Consider the following 20,318-nt stretch of genomic DNA (forward strand, 5'->3'; position numbering starts at 1 on the left):
GCGCCAGCCTGTCTGACCAATCTAACTGATTCCCGGGATTCCATTTCCCCGATGGCAACGCATAGGCGCTGCACGCTACGCAGCCACCGAACGAACGGTGGCTGCGCGGCAAAGTCTATCAATGCTTGGCTTGGTCCGCCTTGTCGCGCGCGTCCTTGGCGACGTCATGTGCATGGTCAGCGACCTTCTGCGCGGCATTGGCGGTAGCGGCACTGGCATCGGCGGCAGCCTGCTTGGCGGAGACCGATGCGTCCTTGGCAGCCTCGCTGGTAGCGTCAGCGGCTTTGTCCAATGCCTGCTGTGATTCGGCAGCGGCATTGCGGGTGGCCTCTGCGGCCTGGCTGGCAGCATCGCGGGTGGCGTCGGCAGCGGAATGAGCGGCATCCCGGGCGGCTTCGCCGGCAGCGGCGGCGTCACGCTTGGCCTGTTCGGCGGTGTGGTCGTTGCAGCCAGCCAATGCCAGAACCAGGCTGGATGCGAGCAGGGGTACAAACAGCTTCATTGCGTTTCTCCTGTGGGGACCGACAACCGCAGCCTAGAGGCTGGCGTATTCAGAACGCGTCAACGCGCTCCGCACGTTGGGCAGGCGTGTTAGACCAAGCTTGATGCAACTGCATTGCGTAAGTCTGTGTGGCAGAACACAGCGGGAAACAGGAATAAAAAAAGCCGCTGGCGAACCAGCGGCTTTTCAGACTTGCGTCGAAGAAGAAGTTATTACTTCTTGGCTTCTTCAGCAGCGTCCTTGGCTTCGGTTGCGACGTCCTTAGCGGCTTCGGCAACGTCAGCAGCGGCGCCAGCAGCGGCGTCGGTAGCAGCGCCGGCGGTAGCAGCAGCGGCTTCGCCAGCAGCGTCAGCAGCGGTGGCGGCGGTGTCAGCAGCAGCCTGTGCAGCGTCAGCGGTAGCAGCGCCGGCGGTGGCAGCAGCGTCAGCAGCGCCCTGTGCTTCGGTGGCGGCAGCGTCGGCGGTAGCGGCGGCGTCAGCAGCCTGCTCCTGCTTGGAGCAGGCGGTCAGGGCCAGGCCCAGGGCCATCGCGATCAGCAGCTTGTTGATGCTCATTGTGTGAATCCTCGTCGTGAAATTAGGCAACGCGCCATTGCGCGCCGGGAACATGATGACAAGCCCATTTCGACTGTCAAGCGCTCCCGCATTCATATTTCTAAAATTCTCAAATTTCCAAATTAAATCAATTCGATGGCAATGGCAGTTGCTTCGCCGCCACCGATGCAGAGTGATGCAACACCTCGCTTGAGGCCGCGTGTGCGCAATGCGTTTACCAGCGTAACCACCAGTCGGGCACCCGATGCGCCGATCGGATGACCCAGTGCGCAGGCACCACCGTTGACGTTGATCTTTTCATGCGGAATACCCAGCTCGCGGATCGGCGCCATGGCCACCACCGCGAAGGCTTCGTTGATCTCAAACAGGTCGACGTCCTCGATTTTCCAGCCGGCCTTGTCCAGCACTTTCTTCATCGCGCCGATCGGGGCGGTGGTGAACCATTCCGGTTCCTGCGAGAACGTGGCGTGCCCGGCAATGCGAGCCAGTGGCGTGACGCCGCGGCGGGCAGCTTCGTCGGCCGACAGCAGCACCACGGCAGCAGCGCCGTCGGAAATGCTGGAAGAACTGGCGGCGGTGACGCTGCCGTCTTTCTTGAAGGCCGGACGCAGGGTCGGGATCTTGGCGATGTCGGACTTGCCCGGCTGTTCGTCCTGGCTGACCTCCACGTCGCCCTTGCGGGTGGACACCGTGACCGCAACGATTTCATCGTTGAACGCACCGTTGGCTACCGCTGCCTGCGCGCGGGTGACCGACTCGATGGCGTAGGCGTCCTGCTCTTCGCGGGTGAAGCCGAACTTGGCGACGGTGCCTTCGGCGAACACGCCCATGGCCTGGCCGTCATACGGATTGGTCAGGCCGTCCCACGCCATGTGGTCCACCGCCTGGAAGTTGCCGTAGCGGTTGCCGGTGCGGGAGTTGGGCAACATGTGCGGGGCGTTGGACATGGACTCCATGCCGCCGGCCACCACGATGCTGGCCGAGCCGGCCTTGATCAGGTCATGGCCCAGCATGATGGCCTTCATGCCCGAACCGCAGACCTTGTTGAGCGTGGTGGCGCCGGTGCTGGTCGGCAGGCCGGCAGCCAACGAAGCCTGACGGGCCGGGGCCTGGCCCAGGTTGGCAGGCAGGACGCAGCCCATGATCACTTCGGAGACGTCGGCGGCGGGTACACCGGACTGCTCCATGGCTGCGCGGATGGCCGCTGCGCCGAGGGTCGGCGTGGGAACGCCATTGAACTGACCAAGGAATGAGCCAATGGCGGTGCGTTTGGCGGCGGCGATGACGATGTCGGACATGAGCAATCTCGGTTATACCTTGCGGCAATTATCGAACGTCGCCGGCGCGGGGCCCATTGGACCAACGGCACATTCGGCGGACAGTGGATTGTCGTTGCAGTATAGAAGGTCGGTACCACGGAGCTGGTCACCGGTAATACCTGAATTGGCAGCAGCACCAACTAAGGAAAGGGGCGGTATGAACACGAAGGTATGCGTGCGTGGTGTGCTCGCCAGTTCGCTGGCGCTGGTATTGAGTGCGTGCGGCGGTGGCGGTGGCGGCACCAAGTCGAGTCCGCCGGTATCGCCACCACCGACGACTCCGCCGCCTCCAACCACCCCGCCGCCTACGATTCCACAGCCAGCATTTGATGCCCATCTGGCGCTGACAAATGCCAAGGCCGCGCAGGCCATGGGCCTGACCGGTGCCGGTTACCGCATCGGCGTGGTCGACTCGGGCGTGATGCGCAATCACCCGGCGCTGGCCGGGCGCGTGGTGGCCAACTATTTCTATCTGGACCCGACCAAAAACAACGCCAACATCGATGACGTGGTGGGTCATGGCACCGCTGTGGCTGAGCTGGCAGCGGGTGCGGCAGTGGGTTCGTGGCCGGGTGGCGTTGCGCCGGGGGCGGAGATCGTGTCGGCGCGCATCATTTCCGATACGCGGCCAACTGACGATGGCTCGGGGCAGGGCAACGAGGTCGATGGTGCACTGGGCTTCGCGCCGATCCATAACGACCTGATCCGCGCTGGCGTGCGCATCATGAACAACTCCTGGGGCGGGCTGTACTGGAGCAAGCCGACTGCTACCGCGCCCATCGCCGCCGAGTACCGGCCTTTCATCATGGGCAACGACGGCTTGGTGGTGTTTGCCACCGGCAATGAATCGGGCGTCGATCCCTCGAACATGGCGGCACTGCCAAGCCAGCCTGGCCCCAACGGCACAACACCAGCGGCGGACCTGGAGCGCGGCTGGCTGGCGGTGGCTGCATTGGATACCGCCAATCCCACGCAGCTGGCCTATTACTCCAATGCGTGTGGCATAGCGAAAAACTATTGCCTGGTTGCGCCGGGCACAGCGGCTTATGTCAGTGCTGGCAGCACTGCGGGGAACCTGAGCTACCAGTACAACAGCGGCACCTCGTTCGCTGCGCCGTTGGTGTCCGGTGCTGCGGCGCTGGTCTGGCAGGCGTTCCCGTACTTCAACAACGATCTGGTGCGGCAGACGCTGTTAGGCACTGCAACCGATCTGGGTGCGCCCGGGCCGGATGCGCAGTTTGGTTATGGCCTGCTCAATATCGGTAAGGCCGTGAAGGGGCCGGGGAAGTTCGATTGGGGCGATGCGGTGGTCACCGTCAATCAGTTCGGGCTGGAGTCGGTGTGGAGCAATGACATCAGCGGCAGTGGCGGGCTGGTGAAGCGCGGCGATGCGGCGCTGAGTTTGTCGGGGAACAATTCCTATAGCGGTGCAACCCGCATTGAGCGCGGCACTTTGGCGTTGCGTGACGGCGGGTCGATCCGCTCCAACGTCACCATCGCACCGCAGTCCAGCCCGTCAGCTGCCGGGTTGCAGTTCCTCAATGGCGACACGCGCGTGGTTGGCAACATCGACAATGGCGGCAGCGTGCTGCTGCTCGGTGACAACAGCAGCGGCACCATCGACGGCAACTACGTGCAGCGCGCAGGCGCGCAGTTGATGATCGCGCTGGGCGCCAAGGCATTGCAGGTGAGTGGGACGGCGACGCTGGACGGCGGCGTGTTGATCAATGGCATGGTCAGTGGCTACGTCGCGCAGGATGGCAAGCGCCAGGATCTTGTGCATGCCGATGGTGGTGTCAGTGGGGTGTTCGCCACACCCGCCACCGTGACCCAGAACACGGGCCTCAGTTTGTTGAGCAGCCATTACGGCTACGACCCCAACAATGCATGGCTGATGCTCGACCAGGTAAGTGTGACCAGTGCGGCGCGTTCGGCGGGGCTGGGCATACAGGCCATGTCGGTGGCGCAGCGGGTGGAGGAGGCGTTCGAGCTGTTGAACGGCGATATCGCCTTGCAGGGCAGTACGTTCGGCGCTGCGGCGGCGGCCGTGCAGCAGGTCGGTGGTGGCTTCAATGGACTGGGCAGCAGCTTGGAAAGTCTGTCCGGCAAAGCACATGCCGCTGCAACTGCGATGACCTTCGACAGTGTCGACATGAATCGCCGTGCGCTGTCGGCGCAGTTTTCCGATGCGTCGTTTGCGCCGATGCAGGCGCGCAGTTGGACGCGTTCGCTGGGTGGCGGCGGACAGGGGGGCTATCTCGGCAGTGACTACAGCGTGAGCGGTTGGATGATGGGCGGTGAGACGGCCATTGCTGGCAATGGTGTGCTCGGTTTTGCATTCGGTGAGACCCGCGCCAACACCACGGCCGGGGTGGCGCAGGACCGCAGTCGTGACCGGCAAGCGCAGTCGCAGTTGTATGCAGGTTGGCGAATGGGCGATGCCTATGTATTGGGCCAGGCGGGCTTTGGTCAGTACCAGCGTGCGTTGGATCGCGGCCTGCTGCTCGGCAGTGAGCGTGCTGGCGTGCATTCGCGTTACAGCGGCAACTTCCTGTCCGGCAGCGTGGAAGGTGGTTATCGCGTTGGACATGGCAGCGCCACGCTCACGCCTTATCTGGGGGCGGAATTCACCCGCATCGACAATGACGCGTTCCGCGAACAGGGCGGCTACGGTTTTGGTCTGCGTGCGGATGATTGGAGCAGCAGCCGCAGTCAGGCGTTGGCCGGCCTGCGCGGACAGCTTCTGTGGAAGCGGGTTGCGTTCAATGGCTATGCCGAATGGCAGCAGATGCTGGATGGCACTGGGTTGACGCTGGACGCCAGCTTTGTCGGTGTGGATGCTTGGGCGCCGATGGCGGGACTGCAGCCGTCGCGGTCGGGCGGTCTGCTCGGGCTGTCGGTGGATTCGTGGCTGTCACGCAACACGCGATTGTCGTTGGGTTACGACCAGCGCTTCGGCCCACGCGGTGATAACCGGCAGGTGTCGTTGCGGTTGCAACGGGAGCTTTAAAGCGGGCGATCGAGCTGGGCGGTGAGCAGGGAGTGCAAGGCGTGGCCTTGGCTCCCGGTTCTTGGATGCGGCCCATCTGCATTGCGATGTGCATAACGAAAATGAGGAGTGAAAGAACGCAAACACGCGCTTCTCTCACTCCTCATTGTGGTTCGTCAGTGTGGGCTTATTCGCCTCGCAGGCGATTCATGCGCGGGGTGGCGCGGCCCATTGGCAGCTTCAACTTGCCGATGGCTTCCAGGCGGCTTTCGGCGATGCGGTCGGCTGCGCGTTGCGGGGAGATGTCCTCGCGCTCGGATTGATCGAAGACCTTGCCGAGGTTGTGATAAATGCTGCGGATCAGGCGCATCGCACGTTCGCGGTTGTAGCCGTCGATTTCCAGCGACACGTTCATCACGCCACCGGCATTGACCGCGTAATCCGGTGCCCACAGCACGCCGCGCTTGTACAGCTCATCACCGACGGCATGGCTGGCCAGCTGGTTGTTGGCGGTGCCGCAGATCACTTTGACCTTGAGCCGATCCAGCGTCGCCATGTCGATGGCGCCTTCCATCGCGCAGGGAGCGAACACGTCCGCTGCCACGTCGTAGATCGCGTCCGGCTTGACCGCTTCGCAGCCGTACTCGGTAACCGCGCGCTGCACCAATACTGGATCCAGATCGGTCACGTAGAGCTTGGCGCCGCGTTCGCGCAGCAGCTTTACCAGCTCCATGCCGATGTGGCCCAGACCTTGTACGGCGATGCTGACCTTGCCGACTTCTTCATGGCCGAACTTGCGCTTGATGGACGCCATCAGGGCCTGCAGCGCGCCGTACGCGGTGAACGGTGCCGGGTCGCCCGAGCCGCCATGCACCTGGTGTACGCCGGTGACATAACCGGTTTCCAGGTAGATGTTTTCCATGTCGTTGACGTCGGTGCCCACGTCTTCGGCGGTGAAGTAGCGGCCGCTCAGGGCCTCGACCTGGCGGCCGAAGGCGCGGAACAGCACTTCGCTCTTCTCGGTCCGCGGGTCGCCGATGATGACCGCTTTGCCGCCGCCGACGTTCAGTCCGGCAAGCGCGTTCTTGTAGGTCATCGTCCGGCTGAGGCGCAGGACATCGCGCAGGGCGTCATCGGTATTGGCATAAGGGCGCATGCGCACGCCGCCCAGTGCGGGGCCCAGCGTGGTGTTGTGGATGGCGATGATCGCCTTCAGGCCCGCTTCGCGGTTCTGGCAGAACACGACCTGTTCGTGGCCGGAAGTCTCGAGGGTTTCGAAAAGCATGGAAGCTCCGATGGCGGTTATTGCCACAACGTCAGTGATCGTGCAGCCAAAATGGCGGCCCTTAAAACAAAAATGCGACTTCGTCGTTGGGGTGACGGGTCGCGAGGCCGCCATTCTAATCCATTCCCGGTACGGGAATGTTCAGGCTGCCATACCTGACCCGGCCCCTTACTTTGCCCCCTACTGGCCTTCACGGGTGTTACCGATAGCGCAAACCCCGAAAAGGTCACGCTGCGCTGCAACCTGACCTCCCGCGCGCGCGGTTCTATGATCGGTTGCAACAGAAACCGGATGTTGCACGGCCCATGAGTACCCCCGCCTCACAGCTCCCGCAGGCGCAGCCTGAAACCACCCCGCTGCGTTTTGTCACCGCCGCCAGTTTGTTCGACGGCCACGATGCGGCCATCAACATCATGCGCCGGCTGATCCAGGCGCAGGGCGCGGAGGTGATCCACCTGGGCCACAACCGCAGCGTCGAGGACGTGGTGCGTGCCGCGCTGCAGGAAGACGCCGACGCGATTGCCTTGTCGTCGTATCAAGGCGGGCATGTCGAGTACTTCAAATACATGGTCGACATGCTGAAAGAGCGCGGCGCTGGGCATATCAAAGTGTTCGGCGGCGGTGGCGGCACCATCACGCCGGAAGAGATCCGCGAGCTGCAGGCCTACGGCGTGGAGCGCATCTATCACCCCAACGACGGCATGAAGATGGGGCTGGTGGAGATGATCGAGGATGTGGTGGCGCGTGCCGGTGGCGCGCGGGAGCAGGGCGCGGGGAAGCTGGAGGACGATGCGCCTGATATCAATGACGAAATCGGCATCGGCCGCGTGTTGAGTGCGCTCGAAGACGGTGGCTACACCGATGCCGAGCTGGAGAAGCTGCGCAAACAATGGGCGAAAGCGGACGGTCATTCCCCGTTCCCCATTCCCAATTCCCCGCAGGCATCAGTCATCGGCATCACCGGCACCGGCGGCGCCGGCAAGTCGTCGGTGACCGACGAATTGTTGAACCGTTTTCTAGCCAACTTCCCGCAGATGCGCATTGCGGTGATTTCGGTGGACCCGACCCGTCGCCGTACCGGCGGTGCGTTGTTGGGCGACCGCATCCGCATGAATTCGCTGCGCTCCAAGCGCGTGTACATGCGTTCGATGGCCACTCGCCGCCAGCATGCGGCGATCAATACGGTGCTGCGTGATTGCATCGGCTTCTTGAAGTCGCTGCATTTTGATCTGGTGATCGTGGAGACCGCCGGTATCGGCCAGAGCGATTCGGAGATTGTCGATCTGGTCGACTTCCCGATGTATGTGATGACCAGTGACTTCGGTGCGCCGAGCCAGCTGGAAAAGATCGACATGCTCGATTACGCCGAGCTGGTAGTGTTGAACAAGTTCGACAAGCGCGGCGCCGAAGATGCGCTGCGTGACGTGCGTAAACAGTGGAAGCGCAACCGTGTCGCTTTCACCATGAAGGATGAAGATGTGCCGGTGTATCCGACCATCGCCAGCCAGTTCAACGACCCCGGCATCAGCTGGATGTTCGCCAACCTGTGCCGTTTGTTGAATGAGAAGAAAAACCGGGGTCAGAGTGCAGTTTCGACAAAACCCGACGCTGACCCCGGTTTCGTCCCCAACATCGACACGAGCTTGAAGGAGCCGCGCGCCACGGTGTTGATCCCCGGCAGCCGCGTGCGCTACCTGGCCGAGATCGCCGAGCAGGGCCGCGGCATCAATGCGCGTATTGAATCGCAGGCCGAAGTGGCCGAGCGTGCGCAGAGTCTGTGGCAGGCGCTGAAGGAGTTGGGCGATGCGGCGCTGCCGGTTGCGTTGGATCTGTATGCGGGTGACGCGCTGACCGATGTGGGTGTCGACAACAGCGTTCGCACCCTGCGCCAGCGCTACAACGATGCAGTGCAATCGCTGGATTCCGATGCGCTGCGCCTGCTGCGCGAATGGCCGGCGCGTTTGAAGTCGATCACCGACCCGGTCAACGAATATCAGGTGCGCGGCAAGACCATCCGCGTGGAGAACTATCGCGAGTCGCTCAGCCATCAGCAGATTCCCAAGATCGCCGCGCCCACCTATCGCAGTTGGGGCGAGTTGCTGGTGTTCCTGCAGAAGGAAAACCTGCCCGGTTCCTATCCGTATACCGGAGGCGTGTATCCGTACCGCCGCAGCGGCGAAGATCCGATCCGCATGTTTGCCGGTGAAGGTACGCCGGAACGCACCAATCGCCGCTTCCATTACCTGAGTGTTGGCCAGCCGGCGGCGCGTCTTTCGACCGCGTTCGACAGCGTCACGCTGTATGGCGAAGACCCGGCGCCGCGCCCGGACATCTACGGCAAGATCGGCAACTCCGGCGTCAACATTCCCACGCTGGATGACATGAAGAAGCTGTACTCCGGCTTCGACCTGTGCGCGCCGACCACCTCGGTGTCGATGACCATCAATGGCCCGGCGCCGATGATCCTGGCGATGTTCATGAACACCGCCATTGATCAGCAGATCGAAAAATATCTGAAGGAAGATCCGGCACGTTGGGCCGAGGCGGAAAAGAAGATCGCCAAGCTCTTCGACGGCCGCAGCCAGCCGCAATACCACGGCGAAATGCCGCCGACCAACAATGGTTTGGGTTTGGCATTGCTGGGCGTCACTGGCGACCAACTGGTGGATGCGGAGACTTACGCGCGTATCAAGGCCGAAACCTTGTCCACGGTGCGCGGTACGGTACAGGCCGACATCCTCAAGGAAGACCAGGCGCAGAACACCTGCATCTTCTCCACGGAGTTCGCGCTGCGGATGATGGGCGACATCCAGCAGTATTTTGTCGACCACAAGGTGCGTAATTTCTACTCGGTGTCGATCTCCGGGTATCACATCGCCGAAGCCGGCGCGAACCCGATCAGCCAGTTGGCTTTCACCCTGTCCAACGGCTTCACCATCGTCGAGTACTACCTGGCGCGTGGCATGAAGATCGACGACTTCGCCGCGAATCTGTCGTTCTTCTTCTCCAACGGCATGGATCCGGAATACACCGTCATTGGCCGCGTTGCGCGGCGCATCTGGGCGCGTGCGATGCGTGAGCGTTACGGCGCCAACGAGCGCTCGCAGATGATGAAGTACCACATCCAGACGTCGGGCCGTTCGCTGCACGCGCAGGAAATCCAGTTCAACGATATCCGTACCACGCTGCAGGCGCTGTATGCGTTGTTCGACAACTGCAACAGTCTGCATACCAATGCCTACGACGAAGCGATCACCACGCCGACCGAAGAGAGTGTGCGGCGCGCAGTCGCGATCCAGATGATCATCAACAAGGAGCTGGGGCTGAACTTCTGCGAGAACCCGTGGCAGGGCAGCTTCATCGTCGACAAGCTCACCGACATTGTTGAAGAAGCGGTGTACAAGGAATTCGAGGCGATCAGTGAGCGCGGTGGTGTGCTCGGTGCGATGGATACGATGTATCAGCGCGGCAAGATCCAGGAAGAGTCGCTGTATTACGAGCACAAGAAGCACGACGGTAGCCTGCCGTTGGTAGGCGTCAACATGTTCCTGCCGAAGGAGCATGCGGGCGAGATCGCGACCGAGATCGAGTTGATTCGTTCGACCGAGCAGGAGAAGGGCCAGCAGATCGAGAACGTGCACAACTGGCAGCGCAGCCGCAACGTATTGGCGCCGGCCGGTGAGACATCGCATGCACATGAAGTCGTGCAAGGCGGTGGCAACGACGACGAAACACATGACGGTCACGGCCTTGCGTACCTGCAGAAGACCGCGCGTGATCGCCGCAACGTGTTTGAAGCGCTGATCGAAGCGGTGAAGACGCATAGCCTCGGCCAGATCAGTCACGCGCTGTACGACGTGGGTGGTGAGTACCGCCGCAACATGTAAGTCATCACGCTGGATTGTCCGGTCAGGGGAGCGGTTGCTACTCTGGGCCGGACATTTCAGCGGCGGGCGGCAACATGGACAGACGGCGTTTCATCGGCGGTACGGCATTGGCAGCGGCGCTGCCATTGATCGGCATGCAGGGCGCGGCGGCCGCGTCGCGCGGGCGCTTGCTGCCGCCGGGGTTGAACAAGGGCGACACGGTGGGGCTGGTGAGCCCGTCGTCGGCATCCAGTGACCGACTGAGCCTGCAACTGGCACGCGAGGCGATGGAGGCGTTCGGCTTCAAGGTGAAGACGGGCGAGCACTACGCTGCGCGCCACGGCCACTTGGCCGGCACCGATACCGAGCGCGCCGGTGATTTGAACGCCATGTTTGCCGACAGGCAGGTGAAAGCGATCATCTGCGTGCGCGGCGGTTCCGGCGCTGCGCGGCTGCTGCCATTGCTGGATTACGACCGCATCCGCGCCAATCCCAAAGTGCTGCTGGGCTACTCGGACATCACCGCGCTGCACAGCGCCATCCAGGCCAAAACCGGCTTGGTGACCTTTCATGGTCAGATCGGCTCGGGTAGCTGGAATCGCTTCAACGCCGACCAGTTCGAGCGGCTGTTCTTCAAGCGTGAGTTGATGGACTACCGGAACGTGGTGGTGGATGGCGACGACGAACTGGTGCCGCGCAAGAATCGCGCGATCACCTTGCGTGGCGGCATTGCACGCGGTGAGCTGGTTGGCGGCAATCTCACTGTGCTGACGGCGCTGGCCGGCTCGGCCTATCTGCCGGATTTCAGCGGCAAGATTCTGTTTCTGGAAGATGTGGAAGAAGCGCCGTATCGCATCGACCGCATGTTCACCACGTTGAAGCTGATGGGCGCGTTGGACAAGATCGCGGGCTTCATCTTTGGCGAATGCACTGATTGCAACCCGGGTGACGGCTATGGATCACTCACACTCGACCAGATTTTCGATGACCACATCCTGCCGTTGAAGATTCCGGCCTATCGCGGCGCAATGATCGGCCACATCCGCGAGCAGTTCATCGTGCCGGTGGGCGGCAAGGTGGAGATGGATGCTGACGCGGGCAGCTTCCGCATGCTGGAGCCGGTGTTCGCGTAAGTGCATGGGCAGGGTGTGGCCATGTAGGGCTGGGCTTCGCACTACGGAAAACGGGCGCCTTTCGGCGCCCGTTCTGGTTTGAAGCTCTGCAGTCCTTCTCCCTCTGGAGGGAGAAGGTGCCCCGTAGGGGCGGATGATGGGAAGCTCTCAATGGTTCGCCTTCAGGGCGCGTGGCGACGCGTTCTTCATCGCTGCGGTTTGATGAGCGTTGAGGCGCCCCTCACCCCAACCCCTCTCCCGTGAACGGGAGAGGGGCTCTTGGCGCTGCAGCCTTGGCGTGGACCGCCTGGCCGATCAGTAGCGGTAATGGTCCGGCTTGAACGGGCCGTCGACCGGCACGCCGATGTAATCGGCCTGTTCCTGGCTCAGCGTGGTCAGCTTCACGCCGATCTTTTCCAGGTGCAGACGGGCCACTTCTTCGTCCAGCTTCTTCGGCAGCAGGTACACCTTGTTCTCGTAGCTGTCCTTGTTCGCCCACAGGTCGATCTGTGCGAGCGTCTGGTTGGCGAACGAGTTGGACATCACGAAGCTCGGGTGGCCGGTGGCGCAGCCCAGGTTGACCAGGCGGCCTTCGGCCAGCAGGAAGATCGCGTTGCCGTTCGGGAAGATGTACTTGTCCACCTGCGGCTTGATGTTGACGTGCTGCACGCCCTTGTAGCCCACCAGCGCATCGACCTGGATTTCATTGTCGAAGTGACCGATGTTGCAGACGATGGCCTGGTCCTTCATCGCGCTCAGGTGCTCGATGCGGATGATGTCCTTGTTGCCGGTGGTGGTGACGTACAGGTCAGCGCGGCCCAGGGTGGATTCGATGGTGTTGACCTCGAAGCCTTCCATCGCCGCCTGCAGGGCGCAGATCGGGTCGATCTCGGTGACCACCACGCGCGCGCCATAGGCACGCAGCGAGGCGGCGCAGCCCTTGCCCACGTCGCCGTAGCCGCAGACCACGGCCACCTTGCCGGCCAGCATCACGTCCATCGCGCGCTTCAGGCCATCGGCCAGCGACTCGCGGCAGCCGTACAGGTTGTCGAACTTGCTCTTGGTGACCGAGTCGTTGACGTTGATCGCCGGGATCAGCAGGGTGCCGGCCTGGGCCAGCTGGTACAGGCGGTGCACGCCGGTGGTGGTCTCTTCAGAGACGCCCTTCCAATCCTTGACCACGCGCGCCCAGTAACCCGGGCGCTCGGTGGCAACGCGCTTGAGTAGGTTCTTGATGACCTGCTCTTCGTGCGAGGAGGCCGGCTCGTTGACCCAGTTGCTGCCGTTTTCGAGCTCGTAGCCCTTGTGGATCAGCAGGGTGACGTCGCCGCCGTCATCGACCACCAGCTCCGGGCCGGTCAGGGTGCCGTCGGCCAGGGTGAAGGTCAGCGCGTCCAGCGTGCAGTCCCAATATTCTTCCAGCGACTCGCCCTTCCAGGCGAACACCGGCGTGCCGGTGGCGGCAATCGCGGCGGCTGCATGGTCCTGGGTCGAGAAGATGTTGCACGAGGCCCAACGCACGTCGGCGCCGATGTCCTTCAGCGTCTCGATCAGCACCGCAGTCTGGATGGTCATGTGCAGCGAGCCGGTCACGCGCACGCCCTTCAGCGGCAGCTCGGCCTGGTACTTGCGGCGGATCGACATCAGGCCCGGCATCTCGTGCTCGGCGATGTCCAGTTCCTTGCGGCCCCAATCGGACAGCGAGATATCGCGGATCTTGTAGTCACCTTCCTGCGAGAAGGTCTGTGCAGCAGCATTCATGTGGAGCTCCGGTGTGGTGCGAGCAGGCTCGCGTTCGCCGGGCGCCGTTGTTGCATGAAAGCCGTCCGAGCCTGGCCGTTTGGAAAGTCCGCACAGTGATGTGCGGGCTCTTGTGGAGTGATCCACCCAACGGTCGCAGCGCCCCTCGGAACGGGCTGGCGATTATATCGCGGCTGCGGCGCAGCGCCCGCGGCCCAACCAACGGCAGGGGAGATTATCGACAGACATTGTTAAGTTGGCCGATTGCCCCGTTTCACAAGGATTGCCATGAACACGTTCCCCCTTCGTCGCGCCAAGCGGACCTCGGCCGTACTGGTGTTGTGCGCCGGCCTGCTGCTGGCGGTGCCGCCGGTGTTGGCACTGCCCCCGCCACTGGCGCAGAAGGCGGTTCAGGGCGAGGGCTATCGCCTGCCGTCGGCTGCCTTGCAGGCGGTGGTGGACGCCCCGCGTGCGCCCAGCCTGTACCTGTCGCCCAAGAGCGACCTGACGGCGTTGCTGCAGACCCCGGCGCTGCCGTCCATCGCCCAGGTCGCGGCGCCGGAGCTGAAGCTCGGCGGCCTGCGAATCAATCCGAAGACCGTTTCCGACAGCCGCTTCTCGTTCGGCAACAAGTTGTGGCTGGTTTCCAACACCGATGGCGCCGAGCGCCAGATCGCCGGCCTGCCGCAGCCGCTGTCGGTGGCCTCGCTGGCGTGGTCGCCTGACCAGAAGTACCTGGCCTTCAACCAGTTGAACCCGGCTACCGGCGCCAATGAGCTGTGGCTGGTGGACGTGGAATCGGCCAGTGCCCGCCGCGTCGCCGAAAACCTGAACAGCATTATCGGTAACGGTTACGCCTGGCTGCCGGGTGGCGAAGCGCTGCTGGTGCTGCAGCGCCCGGCCGGGCAGGGTGAGCCGCCGAAGGGCGACGGCATCCCGACCGGCCCTGCGGTGCAGGAAACCGTCGCCGGTCAGGGCGTGCGCACCGTGCGCACCTATCAAGACCTGTTGAAGGACGAAGACGACGCGCGCCTGCTCGAGCACTACCTCAAGGCGCAGCCCGTCCGTGTTGCGATCAATGGCCAGGCCACACCGATCGGCGCCCCCGGGATGTTCCTGGGGTTGTCGTCCTCGCCGGATGGCAAGTACCTGCTCAGCCAGCGCGTGGAGCGGCCGTTCTCGTACGCGGTGCCGGTGAGCCGTTTCCCGCGTCATATCGATGTGTTGGACGCGCAGGGCAAGGTGGTGCACACCGTCGCCAAGCTGCCGCTGGTGGATGGCCTGCCGACCGGCAACGACGCGGTGCCGACCGGCGTGCGTTCGATCAGCTGGCGCGCCGATGCGCCGGCCATGCTGGTCTGGGCGGAAGCACAGGACGGTGGTGATCCCGCGCGCGACGCCGCCATCCGCGACGCGGTGCTGGTGCAGGCCGCACCGTTCGAGAAGCCGCCGGTCACGCTGGCGCAGCTGGGCTCGCGTTATGCGGGCATCACCTGGAGCAGCGGCGATGTCGCATTGCTGGACGAATACTGGTGGAAGAGCCGCCAGGTGAAGCAGTGGAAGATCAGCCCCGACAATCCGCAGCAGGCGCCGGTGTTGTTATCGCAGCGTTCGGAAGATGACCGTTACAGCGACCCGGGTGAGCCGCTGTTGCAGGCCGATGACGCGGGCCGTTCGCGTCTGCAACTCAGCGCCGATGGCAGCAGCTTCTACCGTATCGGCAAGGGCGCTTCGGCCGAAGGTGATCGCCCGTTCCTGGACCGCATCAACCTGGCCAGCGGCAAGAGCGAGCGCCTGTTCCATTCGCAGGCGCCGTACTACGAAATGCCGTTGACCATCATCGAAGGTGACAATGCGCGCATCCTCACCTACCGCGAATCCAACGATGTGCCGGCCAACCTGTTCGCACGCGGCCTGAGCGCCGATGCAACGCCGGTGGAGTTGACTCACTTCGCCCATCCATTGCCGCAGCTGCGTGGAGTGAAGAAGGAACAGATCCGCTACACGCGCAACGATGGTGTTGAACTCACCGCCGACCTGCTGCTGCCGCCCGGTTACGACCCGAAGAAAGATGGCCCGCGCCCGGTGCTGATGTGGGCCTACCCGGCGGAGTTCAAATCGGCGGAAGACGCCAGCCAGGTGAGCGGTTCCAAGTACCGTTTCAATGCGGTCAGCTACTGGGGCCCGCAGGCCTTTCTGGCCAAGGGCTATGTGGTGCTCAACAACCCGACCATGCCGATCATCGGTGAGGGCGATGCCGAGCCGAACGACACCTATGTTCAGCAGCTGGTCGCCAGTGCGGAGGCGGCGGTGAATGAAGTGGTCAAGCGCGGCGTCGGTGATCGCGAACGCATCGCGGTCGGCGGGCATTCCTACGGCGCCTTCATGACCGCCAACCTGCTGGCGCACACGCGCTTGTTCAAGGCGGGCATCGCGCGTTCGGGTGCATACAACCGCACGCTGACGCCGTTCGGCTTCCAGGCCGAGGAGCGCAATTACTGGCAGGCGCAGGAGGTGTATCTGAAGATGTCTCCGTTCAACTATGCGGACAAGATCAAAGATCCGATCCTGTTCATTCATGGCCAGGAAGACAACAACTCCGGTACGTTCCCGGTCCAGAGCGAACGCATGTTCGCCGCGGTGAAAGGCTTGGGTGGAACCTCGCGCCTGGTGATGCTGCCCAACGAATCGCACGGCTACCGCGCCCGCGAATCCATCATGACCATGCTGGCCGAAAGTGAGTCGTGGCTGGACAAGTGGTTGGCCGCACCGAAGGCCGGTGAAGCGAAGCGTTGAACACCTCGCGTAATCAGAAGGCGTGAGCAGAAGGCGTGAGTAGAACAACCCCCTCCCTTTCGCGCAGCGAAGGGGAGGGCGGGGGAGGTAGCTTTCGCAGTTCATCTGTAGTGCCGAGCCATGCTCGGCATGGGCATTACCGATACAGCCTTGCCGAGCATGGCTCGGCACTACAGGTGAAGCGTTGCCATTTCGTCATGTCCACGAACTGGCTGATCAAACATGCTTTCCTGTCCAGATGGACAGCTGTCAGACAACATTCAAATGCAACTGTTTCAGGTTTGGTGCACTGCAAAATTGTGCTGATTTTTGCGGTAGGCTTGACGGGTTTCCGCTCTCAAGGCTTGTGCGTCTTCGATGAACGAGTACCGTAGCAGCGTTGTCTTTGCCACCCCCGACCTGCCGTTGCGCGACGATGTGCGCCGCCTTGGCACCTTGGTCGGCGATCTCCTTTCCGAACAGGTTTCGCCCGGTTTCCTCGATGAAGTGGAAGACGTGCGCACCGCTGCCATCGCGCGCCGCGAGAGCCAAGCGCCACTGGTTACGTTGAGTACGCAACTGGCCGGCCGTTCACCGCGTGAAGCCGAAGCCTTGGTGCGTGCGTTCAGTACCTATTTCCAGGTAGTGAACATCGCCGAGCGCGTGCACCGCATCCGCCGCCGCCGTGACTACCAACGCGCAGGCACCAAACGTCCGCAGCCGGACGGGCTGCACGACGCGCTGCTCGCGCTCAAGGCGCAAGGCGTATCGCTGGAAGAGTTGGCGCACTGGTTGCCGCGCATCGATATCGAACCGGTATTCACCGCACATCCCACCGAGGCCGTGCGTCGCGCGCTGTTGGAAAAAGAACAATTGATGGTGGCGTCGCTGGTCGATAACCTCGACGGCCAGCGCACCCCGGGTGAGCAGGCTGCCGATGCCGCACGCTTCCGCATGGCGCTCACCGCATCGTGGCAGACCACGGATTCCTCGCCGGTGCGTCCCACGGTTGATGACGAGCGCGAGCACGTGGGTTTCTATCTCACGCGTGTGCTGTACCGGGTAATTCCGGTGTTCTACGAATCGCTGGAACAAGCCTTGCTCGACACCTGGGGCCGCACGCTGCCGCTGCCGCGTCTGCTGCGCTTCGGTACGTGGGTCGGCGGTGACATGGACGGCAATCCCAACGTGGATGCCAGCACCATCACGGCCACCTTGAACGCACAGCGTGTTGCGGTGTTGGAGCTGTACATCAAGGACATGCTGGGGCTGGCGAGCCTGCTCAGCCAGTCCACGGAATTGATTGGCGTCAGAGATGCGGTGGTATCACGCGTGGCTGAGTATCGCCAACTGCTGCCGAACGTGGAATCGCGTCCGCGTCATGCCGACATGCCGTACCGCTTGCTCAATGACCGCATGCGCGCGCGGTTGCAGGCAACCTTGGCCGATGCGCCGGGCGCGTATGCCGCACCGGAAGAATTCATCGGTGACCTCCAGTTGATTCTCGACAGTCTGGAAGCAAACAAGGGTAAGCACGCTGGCTGGTTCTCGGTGCGTCGTCTGTTGTGGCGCGCGCGTACCTTCGGCTTTCATCTGGCGCGGTTGGATGTACGCCAGGAGTCGAGCGTGCATTCGCGTGCCCTGGCCGAAGTGCTGGGCGGGCAAGAAAATTTTGATGCGTTGGATGACACGGCGCGCGCGCAGCTGCTTTCCGCGTACGCCTCTGGCGAAGCAACGCTGGCGCCGGGCGCCGATGAAGCAGGTCAGCGCTTGGACAAGGTATTCGGTGCATTGGCCGACGCGCGTCGTCGCCACGGTGCCGATGCGTTGGGCAGTTACATCATCTCGATGGCGCACGATCGCGGCGACGTGCTGGCGGTATTGGCGCTGGCGCGGCGCGGCGGCTTGCTGGATGCAAATAGCGCCGTGCCGCTGGATATCGCGCCATTGTTCGAGACCGTGGATGACCTGCGTCGCGGTACGGCAACGCTACGCGATCTGTTGGCCGATCCGGTTTATCGCGCACACCTGACGGCACGCGACGACGTGCAGATGGTGATGCTGGGTTACTCGGACAGCGGCAAAGACGGCGGCATTGCCGCGTCGCGTTGGGGGTTGCAGCAGGCGCAGGTGGAACTGCTGGAAGTGGCCAACGAATTCGGCGTGCACCTGACGTTCTTCCACGGCCGTGGCGGTTCGATCAGCCGTGGCGGCACCAAGACCACGCATGCGGTGAACGCATCGCCGCGCGGCAGCATTGATGGTCGCCTGCGTGTGACCGAACAGGGCGAAGTGATCCATCGCAAGTACGGCATTCGTGCATTGGCGCTGCGCTCGCTGGAGCAGTCCGCCGGTGCGGTGCTGCGTGCAAGCCTGCGGCCGCGTGAGGCCGAGCCGCGCGAGGAATTGTGGAAGCCGGTGATGGGCGTGGTCGCTGAGCAGAGTTCGCGCGCTTACCGTGCTTTTGTTGGCGACGCCGAGTTCATGAGCTACTTCCGCCAAGCCACCCCGATTGATGTGATCGAGCGCATGACGCTGGGCTCGCGTCCTTCGCGTCGTTTGGGTGAAAACGCGGCGTTGACCAACCTCCGCGCGATTCCGTGGGTATTCGCATGGAGCCAGGCGCGCGCGGTGATTCCCGGTTGGTTTGGCGTGGGCAGTGGCCTGCAGGCCGCGGCTGATGCGGGGCACGAGGAGCTGCTGCGCGAGATGGCACACGACTGGCCGTTCTTCGAGACCTTCCTCGATGACATGTCGATGGTGCTGAGCAAGGGCGACATCCATATCGCCGAGCAGTTCTCGCGGCTGGCGGGCCCGTTGCATGAGCGCTTCTTCCCGTTGATTCGTGAAGAGCTGGCGCTGACCGCGCATTGGGTAAAGCGCCTGAGCGGTCAGCAGGAATTGCTGGACCACGACCCGCGACTGGCGTTGTCCATTCGCTTGCGCAACCCCTACATCGACCCGATCAGCACCTTGCAGGTAGATCTGCTGCAGCGCTGGCGTGCCAGTGGGCGCGAGGACGATGCATTGCTGCGCGCGTTGGTCGCCTGCGTCAACGGCGTTTCGCAGGGCGTGCAGAACACGGGCTGAAGCCGTTCCTGTAGTGCCGAGCCACGCTCGGCAGAGGCTTTACCAGGAAAGCCCAAATGTAGTGCCGAGCCATGCTCGGCACTACAGATATGTCGGATGCATTGCCCGCTTCGCGGCTGACGCCGCTCCTACAATCCGGGTGCTGAAAAATCCGCTTCCCCAGACGGATTGCTCTTCAGCAACTCCAGATGCCGTTGCTCCATTTCCTGCCGCAGCTGACGGCGGATCTGCGCGGCAGCGTGGCGACGCTTCTCGTCACTGGTTTCAGGTAGCAACGGCGGCACCGGCGTCGGCCTGCCATCGTCGTCCACCGCCACCATGGTGAAGAAACAACTGTTGGCGTGGCGCACACTGGCCTTGCGGATGTCTTCGGCCACCACCTTGATGCCCACTTCCAGCGAAGACGTGCCGGTGTAATTCACCGAAGCCAAAAAGGTGACCAGCTCGCCGACGGCGATGGGCTGGCGGAACATGACCTGGTCCACCGACAGCGTGACGACATAGTTGCCGGCGTAGCGGCTGGCGCAGGCATAGGCCACCTGGTCGAGCAGGCGCAGTACCGAGCCGCCATGAACTTTCCCGGAGAAATTGGCCATCTCCGGCGTCATCAGCACGGTCATCGACAACTGGTGGGATTTGGGTTCGGACATGATGGCAACACCACGACAGCGGGAGCCGCAGGCTACTCCAGCGCGAGAGGCGGTGATAGTCCGGGCGTGGGGATGATGCGTTCCCGTTTTTCCGTTGCGACGGGAGGCAGGTGGGTTGCGAGCGATTGGTTTGTGCAGTGACTGAACAGTTTGCTCGCTTGCTACGGATGCCCGAGCTTGGAGAATTCCTTGGGGGCCAAGCACCGCTGCCTTCGCTCATGCCCTCACCCCAACCCCTCTCCCGCTTGCGGGAGAGGGGCTAATAGTCTTCAAGCGCGCGAAGGTGCTATCAGCGCTCGCGATGCTTGAATGGCTCCCTTCTCCCGCAAGCGGGGTGAAGGCATGCGGCTTACGAGCCACTGGCTCGTGCATGGCTGAACGCCACGCACGCTGTGCGTGGCTGGGGCGCGGAGCGAGGTGCCCGAAGGGCGGAGGA

The 20,318-nt window shown here is 63.0% G+C and carries 11 protein-coding genes and 1 riboswitch; of the genes, 5 read left to right on the forward strand and 6 right to left on the reverse strand.

The annotated features are described in order from the left end of the window. Nucleotides 1–118: 118 nt before the first annotated feature. The 3 genes from ACREP4_RS08740 to ACREP4_RS08750 all read right to left on the reverse strand — a co-directional run bounded on the left by ACREP4_RS08740 (nt 119) and on the right by ACREP4_RS08750 (nt 2,354). Complete coding sequence (locus ACREP4_RS08740; protein ID WP_431595800.1) at nt 119–502, reverse strand: hypothetical protein; 384 nt, start codon at nt 500–502, stop codon at nt 119–121. 212 nt (nt 503–714) lie between these two features. Continuing rightward, a complete protein-coding gene (locus tag ACREP4_RS08745) occupies nt 715–1,056 on the reverse strand; it encodes a hypothetical protein (protein ID WP_057636100.1) in 342 nt (113 codons plus the stop codon). Nucleotides 1,057–1,178: 122 nt separating this feature from the next. Then, complete coding sequence (locus ACREP4_RS08750) at nt 1,179–2,354, reverse strand: thiolase family protein (RefSeq protein ID WP_431595801.1); 1,176 nt, start codon at nt 2,352–2,354, stop codon at nt 1,179–1,181. A 178-nt stretch (nt 2,355–2,532) separates the two neighbouring features. On the opposite strand from ACREP4_RS08750, the gene ACREP4_RS08755 reads away from it, so the two are divergent. Further along, nucleotides 2,533–5,385 (forward strand): S8 family serine peptidase, encoded by a 2,853-nt coding sequence (locus ACREP4_RS08755; RefSeq protein WP_431595802.1) that lies wholly within the window; start codon nt 2,533–2,535, stop codon nt 5,383–5,385. A gap of 166 nt (nt 5,386–5,551) precedes the next feature. On the opposite strand, the gene ACREP4_RS08760 is transcribed toward ACREP4_RS08755, so the two are convergent. Next, a complete protein-coding gene (locus ACREP4_RS08760) occupies nt 5,552–6,649 on the reverse strand; it encodes a Glu/Leu/Phe/Val family dehydrogenase (protein ID WP_431595803.1) in 1,098 nt (365 codons plus the stop codon). 305 nt (nt 6,650–6,954) lie between these two features. Here ACREP4_RS08760 and ACREP4_RS08765 point away from each other — a divergent pair, with 305 nt between their 5' ends. Further along, nucleotides 6,955–10,536 (forward strand): methylmalonyl-CoA mutase family protein, encoded by a 3,582-nt coding sequence (locus ACREP4_RS08765; protein WP_431595804.1) that lies wholly within the window; start codon nt 6,955–6,957, stop codon nt 10,534–10,536. Nucleotides 10,537–10,610: 74 nt separating this feature from the next. Beyond that, nucleotides 10,611–11,648: a S66 peptidase family protein gene (locus ACREP4_RS08770; RefSeq protein ID WP_431595805.1), complete on the forward strand. Its 1,038-nt coding sequence runs from the start codon at nt 10,611–10,613 to the stop codon at nt 11,646–11,648. A 294-nt stretch (nt 11,649–11,942) separates the two neighbouring features. Here ACREP4_RS08770 and ahcY read toward each other — a convergent pair whose 3' ends face one another. After that, nucleotides 11,943–13,388, reverse strand: a complete 1,446-nt coding sequence (gene ahcY / locus ACREP4_RS08775; protein WP_431595806.1) for an adenosylhomocysteinase — start codon at nt 13,386–13,388, stop codon at nt 11,943–11,945. Nucleotides 13,389–13,420: 32 nt separating this feature from the next. Further along, nucleotides 13,421–13,541, reverse strand: a riboswitch (S-adenosyl-L-homocysteine riboswitch). 114 nt (nt 13,542–13,655) lie between these two features. Here ahcY and ACREP4_RS08780 point away from each other — a divergent pair. Together ACREP4_RS08780 and ppc are read left to right on the forward strand one after the other, a co-directional pair. Beyond that, nucleotides 13,656–16,163 (forward strand): prolyl oligopeptidase family serine peptidase, encoded by a 2,508-nt coding sequence (locus ACREP4_RS08780; RefSeq protein WP_431595807.1) that lies wholly within the window; start codon nt 13,656–13,658, stop codon nt 16,161–16,163. 357 nt (nt 16,164–16,520) lie between these two features. After that, on the forward strand, nt 16,521–19,232 hold the full coding sequence (ppc, locus tag ACREP4_RS08785) for a phosphoenolpyruvate carboxylase (RefSeq protein WP_431595808.1): 2,712 nt from the start codon (nt 16,521–16,523) through the stop codon (nt 19,230–19,232). Nucleotides 19,233–19,360: 128 nt separating this feature from the next. On the opposite strand, the gene ACREP4_RS08790 is transcribed toward ppc, so the two are convergent. After that, a complete protein-coding gene (locus ACREP4_RS08790) occupies nt 19,361–19,882 on the reverse strand; it encodes an acyl-CoA thioesterase (protein WP_431595809.1) in 522 nt (173 codons plus the stop codon). Nucleotides 19,883–20,318 lie beyond the last annotated feature (436 nt).

This window comes from Stenotrophomonas sp. (assembly GCF_050737575.1).
Lineage (GTDB): Bacteria > Pseudomonadota > Gammaproteobacteria > Xanthomonadales > Xanthomonadaceae > Stenotrophomonas.

Excerpts from the sequence above, each read along its gene's own strand:
- ACREP4_RS08740 (WP_431595800.1), bottom strand. The coding sequence starts at position 502 with ATGAAGCTGTTTGTACCCCTGCTCGCATCCAGCCTGGTTCTGGCATTG.
- ACREP4_RS08745 (WP_057636100.1), bottom strand. The coding sequence starts at position 1,056 with ATGAGCATCAACAAGCTGCTGATCGCGATGGCCCTGGGCCTGGCCCTG.
- ACREP4_RS08750 (WP_431595801.1), bottom strand. The coding sequence starts at position 2,354 with ATGTCCGACATCGTCATCGCCGCCGCCAAACGCACCGCCATTGGCTCA.
- ACREP4_RS08755 (WP_431595802.1), top strand. The coding sequence starts at position 2,533 with ATGAACACGAAGGTATGCGTGCGTGGTGTGCTCGCCAGTTCGCTGGCG.
- ACREP4_RS08760 (WP_431595803.1), bottom strand. The coding sequence starts at position 6,649 with ATGCTTTTCGAAACCCTCGAGACTTCCGGCCACGAACAGGTCGTGTTC.
- ACREP4_RS08765 (WP_431595804.1), top strand. The coding sequence starts at position 6,955 with ATGAGTACCCCCGCCTCACAGCTCCCGCAGGCGCAGCCTGAAACCACC.
- ACREP4_RS08770 (WP_431595805.1), top strand. The coding sequence starts at position 10,611 with ATGGACAGACGGCGTTTCATCGGCGGTACGGCATTGGCAGCGGCGCTG.
- ahcY (WP_431595806.1), bottom strand. The coding sequence starts at position 13,388 with ATGAATGCTGCTGCACAGACCTTCTCGCAGGAAGGTGACTACAAGATC.
- ACREP4_RS08780 (WP_431595807.1), top strand. The coding sequence starts at position 13,656 with ATGAACACGTTCCCCCTTCGTCGCGCCAAGCGGACCTCGGCCGTACTG.
- ppc (WP_431595808.1), top strand. The coding sequence starts at position 16,521 with ATGAACGAGTACCGTAGCAGCGTTGTCTTTGCCACCCCCGACCTGCCG.
- ACREP4_RS08790 (WP_431595809.1), bottom strand. The coding sequence starts at position 19,882 with ATGTCCGAACCCAAATCCCACCAGTTGTCGATGACCGTGCTGATGACG.